At 54.8% G+C, this 17,746-nt stretch carries 12 protein-coding genes; 4 read left to right on the forward strand and 8 right to left on the reverse strand.

Going from position 1 to position 17,746, the window contains the following annotated elements; genetic code table 11:
- The first annotated feature begins 3 nt into the window (after window positions 1–3).
- Window positions 4–336 carry a hypothetical protein gene (locus C4J89_RS19555; protein WP_124415351.1) on the forward strand — a complete coding sequence of 111 codons (333 nt, stop codon included), beginning with the start codon at window positions 4–6 and terminating at the stop codon, window positions 334–336.
- Between the two features lie 580 nt (window positions 337–916).
- On the opposite strand, the gene C4J89_RS19560 is transcribed toward C4J89_RS19555, so the two are convergent.
- The 4 genes from C4J89_RS19560 to C4J89_RS19580 form a co-directional block, all read right to left on the reverse strand.
- A complete protein-coding gene (locus C4J89_RS19560; protein ID WP_124415352.1) occupies window positions 917–1,966 on the reverse strand; it encodes a hypothetical protein in 1,050 nt (349 codons plus the stop codon).
- 310 nt (window positions 1,967–2,276) lie between these two features.
- The gene (locus C4J89_RS19570; protein WP_124415353.1) at window positions 2,277–2,585 is read right to left on the reverse strand and encodes a hypothetical protein; all 309 of its coding nucleotides are present in this window, start codon (window positions 2,583–2,585) and stop codon (window positions 2,277–2,279) included.
- Window positions 2,586–2,663: 78 nt separating this feature from the next.
- Window positions 2,664–3,539, reverse strand: coding sequence for a hypothetical protein (locus C4J89_RS19575; protein WP_124415354.1), 876 nt, complete (start codon window positions 3,537–3,539; stop codon window positions 2,664–2,666).
- A gap of 272 nt (window positions 3,540–3,811) precedes the next feature.
- Complete coding sequence (locus C4J89_RS19580) at window positions 3,812–5,848, reverse strand: SEC-C metal-binding domain-containing protein (protein ID WP_256681755.1); 2,037 nt, start codon at window positions 5,846–5,848, stop codon at window positions 3,812–3,814.
- Window positions 5,849–6,636: 788 nt separating this feature from the next.
- Here C4J89_RS19580 and C4J89_RS19585 point away from each other — a divergent pair.
- The 3 genes from C4J89_RS19585 to C4J89_RS19595 all read left to right on the forward strand — a co-directional run bounded on the left by C4J89_RS19585 (window position 6,637) and on the right by C4J89_RS19595 (window position 13,482).
- Window positions 6,637–11,130, forward strand: coding sequence for an ATP-binding protein (locus C4J89_RS19585; protein ID WP_124415356.1), 4,494 nt, complete (start codon window positions 6,637–6,639; stop codon window positions 11,128–11,130).
- Entirely contained in the window at window positions 11,130–12,572 is a 1,443-nt protein-coding gene (locus C4J89_RS19590; RefSeq protein ID WP_124415357.1) for a multidrug DMT transporter permease, read from the forward strand. Before C4J89_RS19585 ends, C4J89_RS19590 begins: the two co-directional genes overlap by 1 nt.
- Window positions 12,573–12,897: 325 nt before the next feature.
- Window positions 12,898–13,482: a hypothetical protein gene (locus C4J89_RS19595; RefSeq protein ID WP_124415358.1), complete on the forward strand. Its 585-nt coding sequence runs from the start codon at window positions 12,898–12,900 to the stop codon at window positions 13,480–13,482.
- A gap of 247 nt (window positions 13,483–13,729) precedes the next feature.
- On the opposite strand, the gene C4J89_RS19600 is transcribed toward C4J89_RS19595, so the two are convergent.
- The 4 genes from C4J89_RS19600 to C4J89_RS19615 all read right to left on the reverse strand — a co-directional run bounded on the left by C4J89_RS19600 (window position 13,730) and on the right by C4J89_RS19615 (window position 17,706).
- Window positions 13,730–14,611 carry a plasmid partitioning protein RepB C-terminal domain-containing protein gene (locus tag C4J89_RS19600; RefSeq protein WP_124415359.1) on the reverse strand — a complete coding sequence of 294 codons (882 nt, stop codon included), beginning with the start codon at window positions 14,609–14,611 and terminating at the stop codon, window positions 13,730–13,732.
- Window positions 14,608–15,507 (reverse strand): plasmid partitioning protein RepB C-terminal domain-containing protein, encoded by a 900-nt coding sequence (locus C4J89_RS19605; protein WP_124415360.1) that lies wholly within the window; start codon window positions 15,505–15,507, stop codon window positions 14,608–14,610. Before C4J89_RS19605 ends, C4J89_RS19600 begins: the two co-directional genes overlap by 4 nt.
- Window positions 15,504–16,997, reverse strand: a complete 1,494-nt coding sequence (locus C4J89_RS19610; RefSeq protein WP_256681818.1) for a recombinase family protein — start codon at window positions 16,995–16,997, stop codon at window positions 15,504–15,506. The genes C4J89_RS19605 and C4J89_RS19610 overlap by 4 nt, the downstream gene beginning before the upstream one ends.
- A gap of 250 nt (window positions 16,998–17,247) precedes the next feature.
- Window positions 17,248–17,706 carry a hypothetical protein gene (locus tag C4J89_RS19615; RefSeq protein ID WP_124415361.1) on the reverse strand — a complete coding sequence of 153 codons (459 nt, stop codon included), beginning with the start codon at window positions 17,704–17,706 and terminating at the stop codon, window positions 17,248–17,250.
- Window positions 17,707–17,746: the final 40 nt, after the last annotated feature.

Raw genomic sequence — 17,746 nt, forward strand, 5'->3', positions numbered from 1 at the left:
AATATGGACATCAGTGTTTATTCAGCCAGCGAAATATCCAATGAGGACATTTCCTCAATGATCTCAGAAAAAAAGTCTTTCAAAATAAAAGAAATCGAATCTGATTTTTTTGGTGACACGGTAGAAACCTTAGAAAAGCTAATTGAATCTCAAGGATTCACATGCCGAGTATATACCGCAGGACGCATAGCAGCCCTTGGAGTCGGTGCACTTACTATCGTTGGAGGAGTAGCAGCCGGAATTACAATTGCAGCTCACAACATTGCAACCTACAATCCAGACTACGAAATAGCTAAATTTTATCCGACAACGCTCGCCGTCACCTACAAAAAATAGAAACTCTACGAACATAAATCAAACTTACGCCTTCCTTAGCAAAACTGAGGAAGGCATAAGGCTCCAGAGTTTTATTTTTGAGTAACAGCTAATCATGACTACACTCGTGCATCTTCTAATTCACTTCAAATAACTGACAAAATACTTATCAGCCACCATTATTTCGACAATCTCGCATAACTCTTCCCTCCATAGTTATCAAAGCAAAGAGGTATCAGCCGCTTACCGTGTGATTTATGGCATCTGGGACGATTCGGCCACGATGACCTTCAACCGTAACTTCAACGCCTAAAACTGTCGCGCTTCCAGTAAGCCCGATAGCGGCACCTTCAATCTGTTATCCAGCGCCGATACGCTAAGACAGGCCGCTACATCAGCAACAGATAACTTTTTTTCGTTCACTTAATGACAACTTGTATCTCGAACTATTCGGGGCAACGCGGTTGCTCATGGCACATCCTAACGGGACTCATTTTAAGGCTTAAAGGTGTCTACGAAACTAGAAGCGATTTATTCGACGATCGCAGTCAGTTTGCGGGATAAATCCAACGCATGGCGTAAAGTTGAACTTCAAGACTTTCTACACGGAAAAATCATCTGACAACACGCCAGACATTTGCTCTTCAATTTTCAGTCCGTACCAACCGTTCTCCACTAGAGCTTGTAGTGACAATACAACTAAATTGAAGCCGAATTGCGATACTTCAAGAAGCTTCTTGAAATCCTCATTTAAGCTTTGATCCATGATTTCATTTTTCATAGGATGGTGCACTCTGTACCCGCCGTGTACAAAAGAACTTCGGCAGTCGTACATTTCACGCAAGTGCTTCTTTAACATCCTTTTGCCCTGAGCATCTAGCTTTAAGAGTGTTGAGATCCGCTCAACTAGATTAGTGAATCCTTCTCCTACCTTTGTACCATAAATGGCCTCTAATGCATGAAATGCCCAAATAACCCAAACGACATCTGCGTCTGCGCCACAGCAAATATGCAAAACTGAAAAAATTGCTTTTTCTACGCCAGACTCGGCTCTTTGCCTGACCCCCATATTGAGTTTCTTATACCAACAAACAACCGATGACAAAGGTAATATTCTAGGCGCGAAGAGCGAGTCCCCTGCCAACAAGTTTCTAAACCCTGACTCAAAACAATCTGCTGAAAGTCGTAACTCAGTAATTAGCCCTCTTCCCGAATCGATACGTATACCAAGAAAATCGCATACACCTGGGCGAGCAATGTTTAGGATAAAAAAAATATCGTACAGGAACTGCTCAACAAAATGGCTTACATACCACTGTTGCCGACCGAGCTCCTCATCACTCTCCAAAGTTACCTTCACCACAAATTCCAACTCTGGAAACAAGGCAAACTCTATTTGCTCTATGGATAACGTGTGACTTAGCTCCGCAACGTTGAGCGATTCAATATTGATTTTGTACGCCTCTACAAAAGGAAAAAAATCGCACTCAACAATAACTTTTACGTCGCCATGCATATAGTGCCAAGGCCCAATTACGCTGATGGCTTGCATCAATAATTCCATATCTCCAGACTTAATCTCCTCCCGACGCTCACCACCATCTAAACGCCCCCATCCCCTCCTGCGAACCGTCACCAATGAAACCGTCATATTACCCCCCCCTCACGCCAGTTATTATTTAGAGGATATAGCATCAGCTCCTGGGGTATCAATCGTGCGAGTGAGTGCGTAACTGCGAGGGAGCGGTTCAAGAAACGGATCAAATCCGATTTAGACGCATCGATACGCATGATGAAGTTCGGTGCCGAAGCTGGAGATATATCCTCATAGCGGTCCTACTCTGGCACGCTACAGAATCTCGACCGAGTAATCCTGGGTTTGGGAAAGGCCTTTTCCTTCTTCAGCAATGGCCAGTGGATAAAGAGTTTGGATGACTACATCACAACGAAATCTGGTGAGATTACCTCTTCACTATGTGCTCATAAACTAGTTCATAGAGCTTCTGCGCTAAGGATTCGTCGTAGGCGATTCTAAAGCCGGTGACTGCCATCCCCTGGCTGCTCCAAACACCACCGTCTGATGTATCGGTGTAGATCCACCAGATGGAATGACCTCTCACGACAGCAAACCAATTCGAATAGCCAGAAGGAAGACTTTCTTGCAATAAGGGTGTTGCCTGACTCTCCTTTGCCTCTGCCCAGGTGCGCCACCTACTGACCTTCTCACCAACCTGAGCTATGTGCTTTTGAATACTGCTGCGCGTGTGCATCAGACCATTTCCTCACGTTGTTCAAACATTCAGATTGAGGTTCTAGATACAAGATCGAGTGACCTCCAATTGACTCCACTACCGGCACCGGGCTTTCGATAAGGCTGCCATTACATTTTCGATCGCACGCTTGCTATGGTGATCGTCTGATGATGGGGTCAAAAAAAGGCCGTGGGGAAAAATCGCGCTGATCCATTCTTCAGGAATGCGTTGGAGCTTATTGAACCATTCGAATTCATCACGGAAAACCTCATAGATAACTTCATCCGTTTCAGAGACTGAATCGTCACGCAAGTGGGCACGGGGCAATTCGACTTTGGAGATGGTTCCCTCCGCCCAGGTCATTTGGCTGAAGCTACTCATTATCGAACCGCCACCACGTGGGTAATCGTAATGCGTTGATAGTGGCTTCAGTCCCCACAATAAATCGCCTGACGGCACTGGTACTGTTTCGGCAATCACTAGGTACGATCCCATGCTTGTATCGCAGATTCCGACGATGTTGCCGTTCTGTTTTTGGCGCTCCAGTTCTTGGGCTATCTTCGGATGAACTACCTTCAGGCTGGCTCGGAGGCCTTCCAGCTGCGAGTGTCGGAACGCAATGAGTTCCGACACTCGCTCGTTACGACGTGCCTCCTTTTCCTTTTTAAATTTCTCGCGAGCAATACCAGCTTGTGAACGCTGAATCGGCCTCTCGAGCAACGCGACTAGCTCCCCTCCACTGATCGTTACGTGTGGATGCAGGTCCTGGTTGTCTTTCAAATATTGCAGCAAACGCGGTAAGCAACTGGTACTGAACCATTCGCTTGCGCCATCTGCGCTTCCTCCACTTGCGACCACCTCGATTGGGTCAACGCTAGCGAGGCGGAAGGTACGGTGTAAGATTTTTTCTAAGGTATAGGCATCGGTTTCAGATGCTAGGCGAAGGCCAAGTGACTGATGAAAATCAATCAACTCCCACCGAAAACTCCGCGCTCTAGCGAGGATTTTGTTCGCTTTGCCAATCTTGAACCTAGGGTGTTTTAGGTCTCGCAGAATGTAAACGTGGGACGTCAAATGCTGATCCTCAAGACTATATTTTTCACCGTCCGCTTTTGGCCGAATAGCTGTTATTTTACAACGATTGCTCAATCCGCAGAGTGTCGAGGCCAATTGAAACAACAGGCCGACGAGCCGCAAGGATGAGGTGTCTCGGCTCGTCTAGGTTCAAGCAGCATCAAATAGCGTTACGGCATGCAACACTTTTTGTATTTTTTACCGCTTCGGCAGGAGCAAGGGTCGTTGCGTCCCACTTTCTGGCCATGGCTTTGGCGAATGAGGGACGACAACGATGATATTGGTGCTGGGGCCTGGGCATCCCTAGTCAGCTCGTTCATCTGCTCAGATTCGGTCCATGTGGAATTAAGACTCACGCCGAACTGAATGTCGCAATCTCCACCGACGGCCAAGCCGAACCACGTATCTGATCGCAGGATGTACTTACGCTTGTGGCAATGGAACTGCAGCCGGCGCAAGGCTGCCGCCGAGGGGACTACATTAGAGTGGAAGCAAATGCCGGCCCTTCCTTGCTCGGCTCCGATTGTAAAATCGTGCCCCTGCCCATCCTTTCGCGTCATGCGAGTTATGGCCTCAAGGCCCCGATGGATATTAAAAGCGGCGTCCTCATTCATGGCCAGAAGCTGAAATCCGAGTTCGAGCGTTGCTGGATTGGCCTCAGCTTCAATCTGGGAAATCACCTGCTCATACCTCGTACCAGCTAATCTGGTCAGTATGCCTTCGGGAGTGCGCTGGCCCGGATGCCCCTCCCGCCGGACAGTCATGGCGGTGTCGAGATCGATCGAATATGAGTCATCAATCATCACGTGATTGATTTCGTCATCGAGCCACATATTTCGTTTCAAGTGAAACCCCAAAGCCGTCAGCTCGTGACTGAGATTCAGCTTACCCACCGCGGCGATTCGAAGGCGGATGTAGCTAAGGAACCTAAGCGGTGACGTGAGCATCTCAGCGAGGGCGTCCAAGAGGAAGACATCCATCACGAAAGGCGCTTTAACAACCTCGGTCGTCTGATACGACAGGTATTGGCTGGATTGGAATGCCAATGCCGGGTAGTGCTCGGAAACGATGTTGAAGAGGTAAATTTCTTTCACGGGATGAGGTAGCTTTACTTCCCTGCCTTGGTCGTCCTCCAGCCGATACCCACCCTCAACAATAATGCTCGCACACTCCCATCCTTGCTCGTACGACTGCTGAATTGCCGCGGCGAAGTCTGACTTGAGTTGACCATCATTGCCTTTCCGGGCCTCAAGGGTCAGTTTTTTTGACTTCGCCTGAACAATGATCAACCGATCGCCGAAAACGACCAGCACGTCGGCCTCACCAGCAATGTCCTTGCCTTTAAACAAATTTACGTTGGTATGGACATTGCCTTCACCAAAGACTGCGGCAAGCCGCCGAGCTGCGAACTGCTCCGCAAATGCGCCGCGATTTGCCATGGCTTTCGGTCGGTACGGCTTGTCGGCCCACATCCAGAAAAATGGCGATTCGTAGAGAGCCTCGTAGATGGCGTAATGCTGGAAGAGCAACACCGTACCGCGACCGGTCAGCAGTAGCGGCGTGGCCGCGACGGCATTGAAATCGCCAATGGTCTGAAATTGCAGATTGTCACCAGTCAGCGTCAAAGCGCGGAATACGGCCTCGACAATGGCTACATCCAGTCCGCTTAAATCCGAGACAAGCTTCGCCGAATACTCAAATGCTGCGAGCAACATGTGAGGCTCAACCTCTGGCGTATTGGAGCCGGTGAAGGCGGCGCATGACCTCTCGTCCATAAGGGCGCACATGGCGTGTGCAACCACCTGTGCCTGGCCGATGGAAAAGCCCATTTTCTCAACGAGCCAGTGGTCATCTTCACCGTACTTCGCGGGAAGAAAATCACGGTACTGGAAACTGTAGGCGGACTCGGTCCCATAAAAAATCGGCTCTCGCATGGACATGCCGTCCCAGGCTGCTCCCGTGTTGCTCCCGCTCATGGCCTGATCTTTCAGGGCTGACATCATCGGTCGGGAAAGAGCTTGGTGTAGCTCCAACATGAGTGTATCGGTGCGGGCTACCAATTCGCCCAAGACCTCTACAGTGGGCACGCTCATGTCCAGATCCTGACGAACCATCAACCCGAGCAGAGTTGTGATTTCAGTCCTTAATAAGCGGTCATTGCTAAAAAGCGGAGCAATGTCATCCGGATTCAACTCGTCGTTGTACATGACTAGGTTGTCCCGATGACATATGAAAGCAATACCATGGACATAGCCTGGAGAGGCTGTCAGCTCAACAAGATCAGCAAGAACCTCAGTTTCGGATCGACCTATTAGTGTCGGCATGCGGCGTTCCTCCCAGAGATACATCAGTCAAAGATGCGCAAGTATCTTGGACTACTGTGAATCTAGCGTAGGTGCCAAGAATGAAGAGGACGGATTTATTTTCTCCACTCCAAATGTCCGCTTTTGGCCGGTGCTGTCCGTCGTAAGGGGGGCAATCGACCAAAAGAGGCTATTCGATCGTGTTACGAATCTTGGGACGATTCAACACGAATGCTCTAGGCATTACAGGCGCCCTAATGCGACTAAGACAGTTATAAGCCTAAACTTATGTCCCGCATATCCTTATTCATCAGCCGAGCCCCTGCCCTATGCCGCCGATCGCATAAGGCAGAAAACGACCCGAGCTTGCCTAAATAGCGGAAAGGCAAAGTGATGTAACAGAACTGTCGGGGAGACTTGAGGTGTAGTTGAGTCAGTCGGTACGTCATTTACCATCGGCATTACGGCGTTGGCAGAGTGGGCTGCTGATCCTTTGTGGGATGGGACAATGGTGGGGGCGGCAATGAATTGCAGCTACAGTTGCGCGGGAGTCTGCCGGAAGCCTATGTGCGCATCACGCGCGACAAGCTTTCCAGTCGTGACCAATAATTTTCGCATCGTCGTGTTCAACCGCATCGCGGATTTCGCGGCGCGTGCCGACGCTGTTTTCGCGTCGAAAAGGACGGCAAACGATGACTGAGAACATCAAGAGCACGGCAATCACCTCTGCCGGCTACATCTATCAGAACCGGCAGGGGCTGCGGGTGTTGTGCGACTGGCTGGATGCGCCGAGTCGCTACGCGAAGGTCAAGTTCGAGTGTGACGTTGAGGCGGAAGCACCAAAGGGTTTGGACGACATCGTGGTCGAGCGCTCGGACGGACTGCAAGACCTTAAGCAGGTCAAGTTCACGCCAAACCCTGATGCACATCCGCTGTCCTGGGATTGGCTGCTTGAGAAATCCGGCAAGACGGAGCGGTCCCGGTCAATGCTGAAGAAGTGGTTTGACGCGTACAGGTCGCTGGACCTAGCACGTATCGGTGATCTCTCCCTGTTGACCAACCGGCGGCCTGATGCTGAGATCGAAGCCTGCCTGGCCGGTAGCAAGATTGATTTCGCCAAGGTCCCTGACCCGAGGCGCGCGGCGCTCATCGCCGAACTCGGCGGCGAGGCGGATTGTGAGGACTTTCTCGGTCGACTACAGATCACGCACAGCGACAAGGGCTACGAGACGCTCGAGCACGAGGTTGACGCGCGGCTGCGTGCGCATGGCACGCCGGAGGGCATCGCCGTCCTCAAAAACGTCGCTCTGAACTGGGCGACGCAGAAGTACTCTCCACCGCCGTCCGGCTGGATCACGTTGCCAGACCTTCGCGCGATCCTGCAGGCGACACCGCCGGCACCTCTCCCGGAAGACTTTGCGGTCCCCAAGGGCTATGAGGTGCCCGATGCAGAATTCCACGGCGCTTTCGTCAAGGATGCTCTGCGGTCAGGCGGCAAGGCGATCGTTCTGACCGGTCCGCCTGGTCGCGGCAAGAGCACCTACCTCAGCGCGCTGTGCGACATATTCGCCGACAAAGACATTCCGACGGTCCGCCACCACTACTTCCTGTCCACGACGGAGCGCGGTCGGGATCGCTTACACAGCTACGTCGTCGAAGAGTCGATCCAATCGCAGATCGAGCGATTCCATCCCGACGTCCTCCGCCCGCCCGGTGGCCTGCGCGCGCAGTTGGACGCCACTGCGGCGCACTACAAAGCGCTCGACAAGCCCTTCGTACTGATTTTGGATGGTCTCGACCACGTCTGGCGCACCAACGGGGAGGACAAACAGCCGCTAGAGGACTTGTTTGCCCAGTTGGTGCCGTGTGCTGAGAACTTGGTACTGCTCGTGGGTACACAGCCGGTGGACGACGCACAACTTCCGGCAGACTTGTTGATCGCTGCGCCGAAGGCAAGTTGGAAGACGCTGCCCGCCATGTCCGGCGACGCCGTCCTTTCGTACTTGCGTCAGGCGGTGCACGCCGGTCGGTTGAGCACGGGGTTTGGGCCTGCGGAGCCTAATGAGAAGGACGTTCACGCAGAGCCTGAGGCGGCTGAAACGACCGAGGTTGCCGCAGCGCACGAGGCTGTTGCTGAGGAAGAGTTGCAGAGCGCCGCGGCCGCGCTCCGCGCCAGGACCAACGGTCACCCACTGCACGTCATCTACGCGACCTCTGCACTTGTGCTTGCCGGTGGCAAGGTCACGCGATGGGACGTCGAGCAACTCACCGGAGATCTGAGTCAGGGCGTGAAGTTCTACTACGGGTCGCTGTGGGAGCGGGTTTCACCCAGCCTAAAGGATGCGCTGCGACTGGTTTGCGCCTTCCCGTTCTTCTGGCCACGGACTGCATTCGGCGAGATCGCGACCGCGATGAGGCTGGCGGCACCCGAGATCGAAAAGGTGGAACATCTGCTTCATTCGTCGGCCGCCGGTTTGAAGGTCTTCCACGAGAGCCTGGCGGTGTACGTGCGGTCGACCGATGGCTACGCCGATCGCATCGCTGCACTGAGGCCGGAGGTTGCGCGCTGGCTGGAGACGTTGGCTCCCAACGCTTTGCGGGTGAACTGGCTCTGGACGGTCCAGGCGCAGCTTGGCGATCCAAGCCATCTGATCGCGGGCTTGACCCGAGACTGGGTGCTGCTGCGACTGGAAGAGGGCTATCCGCAGTCGCTGTTTGACACATTGATCACCGACGCCGTGGCTGCCGCGCTGGACCGGGCTGAGTTCGCACAAGCCTATCGCCTCCAGCACTTGAAGGCCCGCATGGTTGAGGGCAGCCAGTACCAAATGCAGGACGAGGACATGGCCCAGCTGGTTTCTTACACATGGACGCTGGCGTCGGACGATTGGGTTATCCGAGAGGCCGTTGCCTCCAGGCACGAGACGGATATCAAACTTGTGGCGGCGCTGGGGCTAGCGCTGCGAGCGCGCGGAGACCATATCGTGGCCGAGACCTGTGGCGAGGAGACGCTGCGACGCTTCCGGGGCGCGAGTCGCTTCTCGAGAGAGTACTCCACGGGCAACGGCTTGGATGCTTTCAGGTTCCTGGCGGGTGCTTTTGCGCGCCTAGGCGCGGTAGGGGTCACGCCGGAGGGGCTCAAGCAGTTCGTGACACGTGCTAACCCAGAGGGCTGGTTACCGCGCGTACGGCTGATGGCCGCGGAGGGGCAACTGGACGAGTTGATGTCGCTTGCAGCGTCGCTCGGCGATAGCCGGCGTAAGTGCGTTGTCAGCGATGCCTGCCTCCGGGCCGCGGCTCAGGTCAATGTAAGCATCGTCGAACGCGGTGACTTCAAAGCACTCGCCAGAACGCCCTTTGTAGCAGCCATCGAGGCGGCCCACGTGCATGCCGTGACGACCTTAAACGCTTCAATCCCGATCGACTGGCAGGGACTCAACTACCGTGAGCGCAAGCAGGACCTTGCGAAGCTGGTGCACCACTGGTTCTTCAGCGCTGTGCACTTGAGCATGTGCATGTCCGCGGAAGGGCAGACCGAGTTCAGCTTTGCACGCGCACCGGTATATGCCGACCGAGAGAATGTCACTGACTTCCTGAACGTGCTCTCGGGCGTCGCCGGCCAAGTGGCTCATCACTGGTGGCGGGGGGATTTCGTAGACTTTCACGCGGTCTTTGAGCTATTAGACCCGGTGGAGTTTAGGCATTTCCGACAGAGCTACGACTGGCAATCTGCAGCAGAGGATTTTCGGGCTGCCCTGCACCAGGTTGCCTGCGACGTCCGTCTGGGCAGCATTCTGTTGGGCCATGCCGTCGAGGCTAATCTCACCGAGGCGACGCTCGCTGCCGCAGAGTCGTTCAAGTGGTTCGACGCGGCGTCTTTCCGCGAGCAGTACGCCGGAGGGCTGCTGACGAAGATGTCTGATGAGGCCGCTGCGAAATTCGTGCTCTCCCAGCGCGAGCAGTTCGATGCTGAGGTGCGGCAGGAGACCAGCGTGCATCTGCAAACGCCGCTGCAGTTGTGCGGAATTTCGGTGGCCCATGGTTTGGAAACAACGGCGCGCGAACTTTGCCGACAGACCTGGGAGCTTGCGACAGGCTTCTCGCATCGTAAAGATCCGACGCTGAACAAGACCCTCGACGCGATCGGTTTCTTGGTCGAAGCTGCGCCGAAAAATGCACGTCGACTGTTAGCGCAGGTCGCCTCTCAAGTCCACTCCGTGCTGGACTACACGGACGGCAGTGGCACCCGACACGCGCTGACTGCGGCGGACGCGCTGCTGGCCAAGCTGGCTCCCGCCGCATTGGTGGCCAAGTACGAGGAGCATGTCGACGCCGGGCAGTGGTCTCAGGCTGAGAACAGCCTGAGTGTGTACGTCGAGCAGGGAGTGAAGGCCGGCTGGCCGCTTGATGCGCTAATGCGCACGGGCCTGCCCCCGGAAGTTAGGGATGTGCTGCAGCGTCTAGTCAAGGAAGGAGTCGAGGGTGCCGCCGAGCGACTGGGGTTACTCAACGCTCACGGAGGGTGGGACATCGGCGTGCTGAGTCGCGAGGAGCACGCGAACTCAAACACGGATCGAAAGCCCTTCGATGGTGACGTCTCAACCTTCGAGCCCGAGCAGCTAATGGCCTTGCTCGATCGCTTATCGGGTGGCGGCTACGACGACGAGGCGGCGCTTCTGGCTTGGTATCAGTACTGGGAAGGCCAGGGACAGGGGAAGCGGATTCTCCATGCACTGGATGACTCGCTTTTGTCCGACCGAGGTCGAGGCCGTGATCTGCTCCACCTGTCTGGCCATGCCTTTCACACCCGACGTAGGCAGAGCGGTCTGAAGGCTGCTTGGAAGTACCTCGTCAGCGCGCAGATCTACAGCGGCGCCTGGATCGGCTATATGGAGCGCGAAGAGAAGACGCTCGCGCGGCTCGACCTCGTGGCCCAGTACTACCTGAAATATTGCGATGACTTCGTAACCAAGACAGCCTATGCCATGTTCGGCGAACCGGAGCGGCCGCGATTGGCGCCGGGTGAGGCAATGGTCTATTTCTACGTGAAGCAGGGACGCATAGATGCGGCGGTTGAGTTCGCTCAGGTTATGGTCGACTGTGTGCTTGAAGACACCCGAACCCTCCCGCTAGCTAACCCGCGTTGGGGAACAGAACTGGTTGCTGCGGACGCGCGGGAGGAGTGATGGACGAGCTTCGAATTCTCATCTCTCGCCTAGGATGGCCGACGCCATCCTGCCGATGGTGGACATTGCAGGAGTTGGCAAAACTGTTGAGCGACCCTGCGACGACGACAGAGACCGAGTCAGCGCTGCTGAAGCTGCTGCATTCGCGCAAGCTCGAGGCGGAAGTCGTCGAGGCACTCTGCATCTTCTGGATGGCTGCAAGTGAGTACGGCTACGTTCCCAATCCCGATTTGCCGAACCGCACGCCGAAACCGTCACTCCTATCCAACCTGCTCCTCGAGGCTCTCGGCTTCGAGGAGCAGGCGCTAGATACCGACCTCAAAGCGGCGCCAAAGCACTTCGAGATTCCCAGTGACTTCGAAGGTGTGCAGGGGGTGGACCTGGCCAGGATGTTCCGGACCACGCTGAGCAGGCTGGAGCTTCGAACAAAACTCCCGCTTATTCGCCAGATGGCGTTCGAGTGGACTGAAAACCAGGCGGCCTATCCCGAGGCTTCCCTGCAGGGCGACTTCGGGCACTTTGCGCGGCCGCTGGGGAAAGGCTTCGTAGGCACATACTCCGCCCGGGCCGCCCTTCGTGCGATCTCCGCCTACTTGCGCACCTTGGCGGTAGCGGAACGGTTGTGGGGGCTGCCCTCTGGGGTTGTGCGCCATTACGCACTAAAGGCGCTGCCAATTCATCCTACGCTGGCTGCGCTGAGGCCTTCACGCCCGGCATGGGTGCCGGTCCGGGAGGACTTCAACGGGAGCGCGAACGCGATCGAGGGAATCATGCGAGAAGTCGTCCTTCGCGTCGCGGCCGAGCGCCCCGGCGATGAGCTGATCGCGCTCAGCACTCCCGTCGAGATGACGATGGGACGCTGCGTGGAAGTATCGCTTGTGCGATGGCTGCAGTTCGGCAACAGTGAAGTGGCTGACCAGGATCTTGCTTCACATATTGACTCCTTCTGGCGCGACATGCCAATGCTGCCAAGCGTGCCCACAGCGCCGCTCGACGAGATGACTTGGTTGGGGGCAATACCTATCGATCAGTTACTGGACGTCCCGTCTGCATCGTTGCCTTTGGCCGGACGGATGGACTATGGCCGCATGGGATACCTGCAGCTGAACCTCTATCCATCTCGACTGTTCGTGCCGACGCTCCTAAGGACTGCTCAAGCAGAGGTACGTCGAGTGGGCACCACGCTTGAGGTCCTTGTCGATGAACAGGTAGTGGCGGACTACGCTCATTGGAATACGGGCTGGGGGCCAGTGCGTCCGGGGTCGCTGAATGGAGCCTGCGGTGCGGCCTTAGTTTCTCGCGGAACGAGCTACCGCGAGTTACCGGCCGCCGAAGGGCAGGTGGTTCGATCGTTCTATCTCTGGCAAGTGCGCCTGCTTCACCGGAGCAACTCGTACAACGCGTTCGACGAGACCCTAAAGAGTGGCGTCTTCTTCCTTTAGCCAGCTGTCGTTTCTGGGTTCAGGGGAGCAACGAGTGTTATAACGAAAAGCGAAATACCGACTCGAACTGCTTCGCGGACGGCTGATTCGGCCGATTGTTGACTGTCACAAAGGGCTGATAACGACCCAAAACGATCGGTGGCTAGAAGCGGCAATTGGCTTTGGTCATGGACATATGCGAACTCGGGATCTATTAAAGCTAACGGGTACTAGCTTATACGATTTCGATGGCCGCCAATGTCTACCGCGTCTCCAATGGCAGTCAGGAGCACCGATTTACGCTAGACCTCATTACCAACTAACACCCGGGTTCAACGGAGGCACATTGGCTCGCATCGCTTCTCTTGGTTGGGGCTCCCTGATTTGGGAGCCAAAGAAATTTCCGATTCAGGGGCAGTGGATTGAGGATGGACCACTGATACCAGCTGAATTCGCCAGGCAATCGCAAGATGGTCGAATTACGCTTGTGCTAGTCGAAACCGGACGGCTGGTTCCCTCCCTGTGGGCAGTAATGGACTCAGTGGATCTCGCTTCTGCCGTTGAGGCTTTACGCAGCCGCGAAAACATTCCGGGGAAAAATGTAGAAAAGCACGTTTGCAGATGGTCTGCCGGCCAGCCATCTCCGAGGCTGATTCCAGATTTATCCGAATGGGCTAACACTCACGACGTGGCCCACGTGGTCTGGACCGGCCTACCCCCCAAATTCAACGGTGCAGAAATCACACCGTCTGCTGAGCAGGTCGTGGAGTACTTGGTAAAGCTCACCGGCGAACAGCGCGAGAAAGCCGAGCGGTATGTTCGCCTTGCTCCGCGGCAGATTGATACCCACTACCGGCGCTGCATTGAATCGTCGCTTCACTGGCATGCCTTGGGCGGCGATTCAGGCCGATCCAATCCATCATCGGAGTGAGATATTGGTGTGAGATCTCGTGATAGGCAGCTTTCGACCGAGGCTGTGTAAAAACGTTTTCGAGCGCGACGGGGATTAAAAACCGGATTGGTAATCGCGCATTTGCGTGATATCTACATCTGCTGACGTGCCGATAAATGTCAGATTTAACGTAGACGCGCGAACTTCAATTTTGGCGAAGCGTTTTTACAAACTCTGGACCCGTTGCAGCCGTTCGAGGCGTCTACGAAAGCAGGGGCGATTCAATTCACTTGTCCAGCGATACCGTTACCACAATGTTTTCGAACTCAATTAGCAATTCAGGCTGATTTTTGGTGAGGAAACGGATGACCGCCTCATTGTCCAGCAACTTAGCAAGATAGCCCTTGGCTAGCACGAGATTTAGCACGTCTTGACCGTACGATTGCTCAACCAGCTTGAACTGTCCTTGCAGATTTCCCATTTCACGCTCCATTTTAGCCATCTGCTCGGGAGTGGCACCACCAAGCTTGCGGGGTTTAGCATCGCCCATTAGTAGGTTGCTTGGTGTGGCGGCCATCAAAGCCTGAGCGTAGGGAACGGTAATATTGTTGATGGCCACCATCAGCTCCACGCATTCTACCTGTCGGGTCGGTTTGAGTTTGCGCAACACCGCACCAATTTCAGCGGAGAAGTGCTGATCTTTAAGCAACTCGGCCGCTTCAACGCATACGCCATCAAGAAGATTCATCTTTTTGATGATGTGACTGATGTCGACGCTCAACGCTTTGGCCAGCCTGGCCGGTGCCACGCCGCGCTCGACCGCACGCCGGATCATGAAGTGCTCTTGAATGGTGGAAAGGCGATTGATCCGGTTGTTATAGGTGTAGGTTTCATCGTCCGTAGCGACCAGACATGGCGCATCAGTGAAACCCAATTGCTTGAGCGCCAATAAACGGATGTGCCCATCCAGCAACGTATACCGCCCAGATTGATTGTCGACCTTGCTGACCGTCAGCGGCTCGATTAGCCCGACAGCATCAATTGACGACTGAATCTGTTTGAATTTTTTACTACCGAGGAGCCCTTCAGGAACTTTCCGCGAGGGCAGGATCAGATCCAACGAAACTGATAGTGGTTCCGGAATAAAGCCAAGGGGCAACTGGCTCATGTCGTATGGGCTCCAGCCCAGACCCGCTCGGCGACGTATTTCGGCAGCGTATCCAATCCTTCAGCACGCAGCAGGTTGGTGAAGTTTTCATCGGACAGCAACTGGCGCAAGGCCTCGATCACAAAGAGCAACCGCTGTTGCGCGAACTCAGCCTTTTTGACCATCAGTTTTTGTCGCTCGACCTCTTTCTGATAGCTGCGGATAAGGCTGGATGAGGTGAGCACACCCGCCTTACGCGGTGTGCCACGAGCAATGGATCGCCCCAGTGACCGGCGGCGCTCTATGACCCGACGTGCGTGGATTAGTTGCTTGCCACGCAACTTCCCCGATTCGTAAGCATCTTGCAGAGCAGTCTGTACTTCCGTATCACTGCCTGCTCCCGCGATAGCGAGAGCGGCATTCAGCGGAATACGCCCGCTTTCAACGGCAACCAACAGGCGCTCCTCACCACTTTTGAGTAACTGAAGAATGCCGTAGACATAGTCGACGCTAAGGCCGGTTTTCTGGGCAATGGTCTTTTTGTCATAGCCTTGCTCACGTAACTGCTCGATACCTGCCAGCAACTCAAGAGGACGGCATTGGCGGCGTGCAATATTCTCCGCCAGACTCATAAGAAAGGCGTCCTCGTCGCTGACACTCACCACCATAGCCGGAATACTGCTTTCACCCAACGTCTTGTAGGCTTTGAGCCGTCCCTCACCGCAAATCAGCAGGTAGCGCTCTGATCCGTCTGCATCGGGTCGAGGTGTCACCGTGATCGGCTTCTTAAGACCTATGTTTTTGATGTTGCCGACGATTTCGTCGAACACCCGTCCGTTTCGCTCTCGCGTATTCAGTATCTCGATGCATTCGAGCGGGATCATTTTCAGTTCGCTGGAAAGATGCTCCTTACTCATGCCGCCCTCCTGATACGTGCGCGCGCTGCCATGCCGTAGAGATAATCCAGACTGTCGAAGCGATAACTCTCAAATTCAATGCTGTTGTGATCGGCGAGGTTGAAACCCTGCTGGCCGAAGTCCAACCGTGGCAGCAGGTAATAGTCGAGCGGCGCCTGATTGGCTTCGTCCAGACGGACGGCGACCGTGATGTCTGGGGCCAGGCTAGTGTCGAAGCGAACCTTCCACCGCCTGCGTCCGCTGTCCAGCGACTGGCATCGTGACAGGACCAGCGAGATGCTGAACTCCCGATTGACCGTCATTAGGTCAGTGGCGGGATCGCGCTCGATCAACCCACCGATATCAGAAATCACATGTTCGGTCTGACTGACAATTTCCGGATGCAACCGTCGCAAAAAACGATTGATCTCGAGGAAGCGATAGTCTCGATCCGGCGTGAATCCTACGACCTGGTAGGCACTGATCAAACTACCAAAACGGTGGATATAGGCCGAGGCCGACGGCATCCCCTCCGTCTCGTCGATGATAAGGCCCGAAAGGAAGCCGCGATGCTGGTATAGGTTGCGCAGTTTCTCGATCAGTTCTTCATTGCTGAACCGATGCGCCCGGGCGCGCAGGATACCTTGGGCGGTATAGAACGCCTCCGGTGATACGATGGCCTCGAATGCACCTTCCTTCTTGATCCACATGTCCGGCTGGTTACTGACCCGGTGTTTTTTGAGCTTGAAGGAAATCCGGTTGTAGACATTATTACCGATGTATTTTTCATTGCTCAGCACCTCACGCACAGTGGCCCGTGTCCAGTGCCGATCCAGATCGGTGTGAATCCCACGGCTGTTGAGGCGGGAGGCGATTTCAGATTCGGGTAAACCTTCATCGATGAACCAGTGATAGATTTGGTTCACCACCTGTACTTCGGCTTGAGGCCCGGGCATCAAAATCACACGGTCGGTTTGCAGACTCTTGTGCTCGCCCCGCGCCAGCTCGCTTTTGATTGAACCCGCCTGATCGATCAGGACACGCCGCAGGCCGTATCCCGCACTTCCCCCCTGGCGATAGCCCAGCTCAATCAATCGGCACTGGCCCGCGAACACCTTGGCCGACAGTTCCCGGCTGTACTCACCCGCCATCGCACGCTTGACGCCTTTGACAATGGTCGAGCCTGGAGAACCGTCGTTTTCAAACTGCTCGGCACAGTAGGCAAGCTGAATGCCCGCACGGCGGCAGATGTACTCGTAATAGGCGCTTTCATCAGCATCCTGAAATCGCCCCCAGCGACTGACGTCATAGACCAGAATGATCTGGAAGTCCGCCGTCCCAGACTCTACGTCCTTGATCAACTGCTGCAAGGACTGTCGGCCATCTATGCGCAGCCCGCTTTTACCTTGGTCGGCATAGGTACGGACGATCTGCATGCCGTGCCGCTCGGCGTACTCGCGAATCTTGTCTGACTGATTTTCGGTCGAGTACTGCTGGTGCTCAGTCGACATCCTGACGTATTCGGCGGCACGTAATGCTACCGGCTGATCCGACATATCTGGTGAAGACTCATCTGATTGCATAGGACCCAACCGCTCGCCGTTATTGGTGTGCTTGCTCTCGGGTCTTCCTTTCACATCTTCGCACGGGCCTCGTCCAGAGAAAAACCAACCAAAGCGCACGTCGTTGAGATTGCTGCCACGCAGGATGATCGAGAACTCATTTGGGTTCGTAATTAACGCCTAACCAGCGGAATGACCATCACGTCCTATCTTTGCACCCGTCCTTTTTGCACGGGCAACCGATGCACAATGGCGTGATCTCGACGATCAACGCCTCGCAGCAGACCGCCTCACCGCTGGGAACTAGCTCAATCCGATAGAGCCCAGGTCGCAGCACCATCACCTGTGACACGTCCATCTTTGCAAGATCGGCTTCCTGCTGCAGATCGTGCTTGGATCGCTGGCGTGATTTGTTTCGCTTGACGTATTCGGGGTGAGCGTCCCGATAATTACGCCAATATTCCGGATGGCGATCCAGCCACGCACGCTGATTGCGGCTCTGGTTATCCCGATAATCAGGATCGCTTTGCATCTTGTCACGTTGCCAGCGCTGGCGTCGTACTCGCTGACAGGCTGGTAGCGAACAGTAGGTTTGGTTGGGTACTTGGGGACGTTTTTCAAACGACAAGCCACAGCAAGCGCAGATATTGTTGGACATCAACGTTCTCCATATGAAAACTCATATGAAGACTACAACC

The sequence above is a fragment of the Pseudomonas sp. R4-35-07 genome, assembly GCF_003852235.1.
GTDB lineage: Bacteria > Pseudomonadota > Gammaproteobacteria > Pseudomonadales > Pseudomonadaceae > Aquipseudomonas.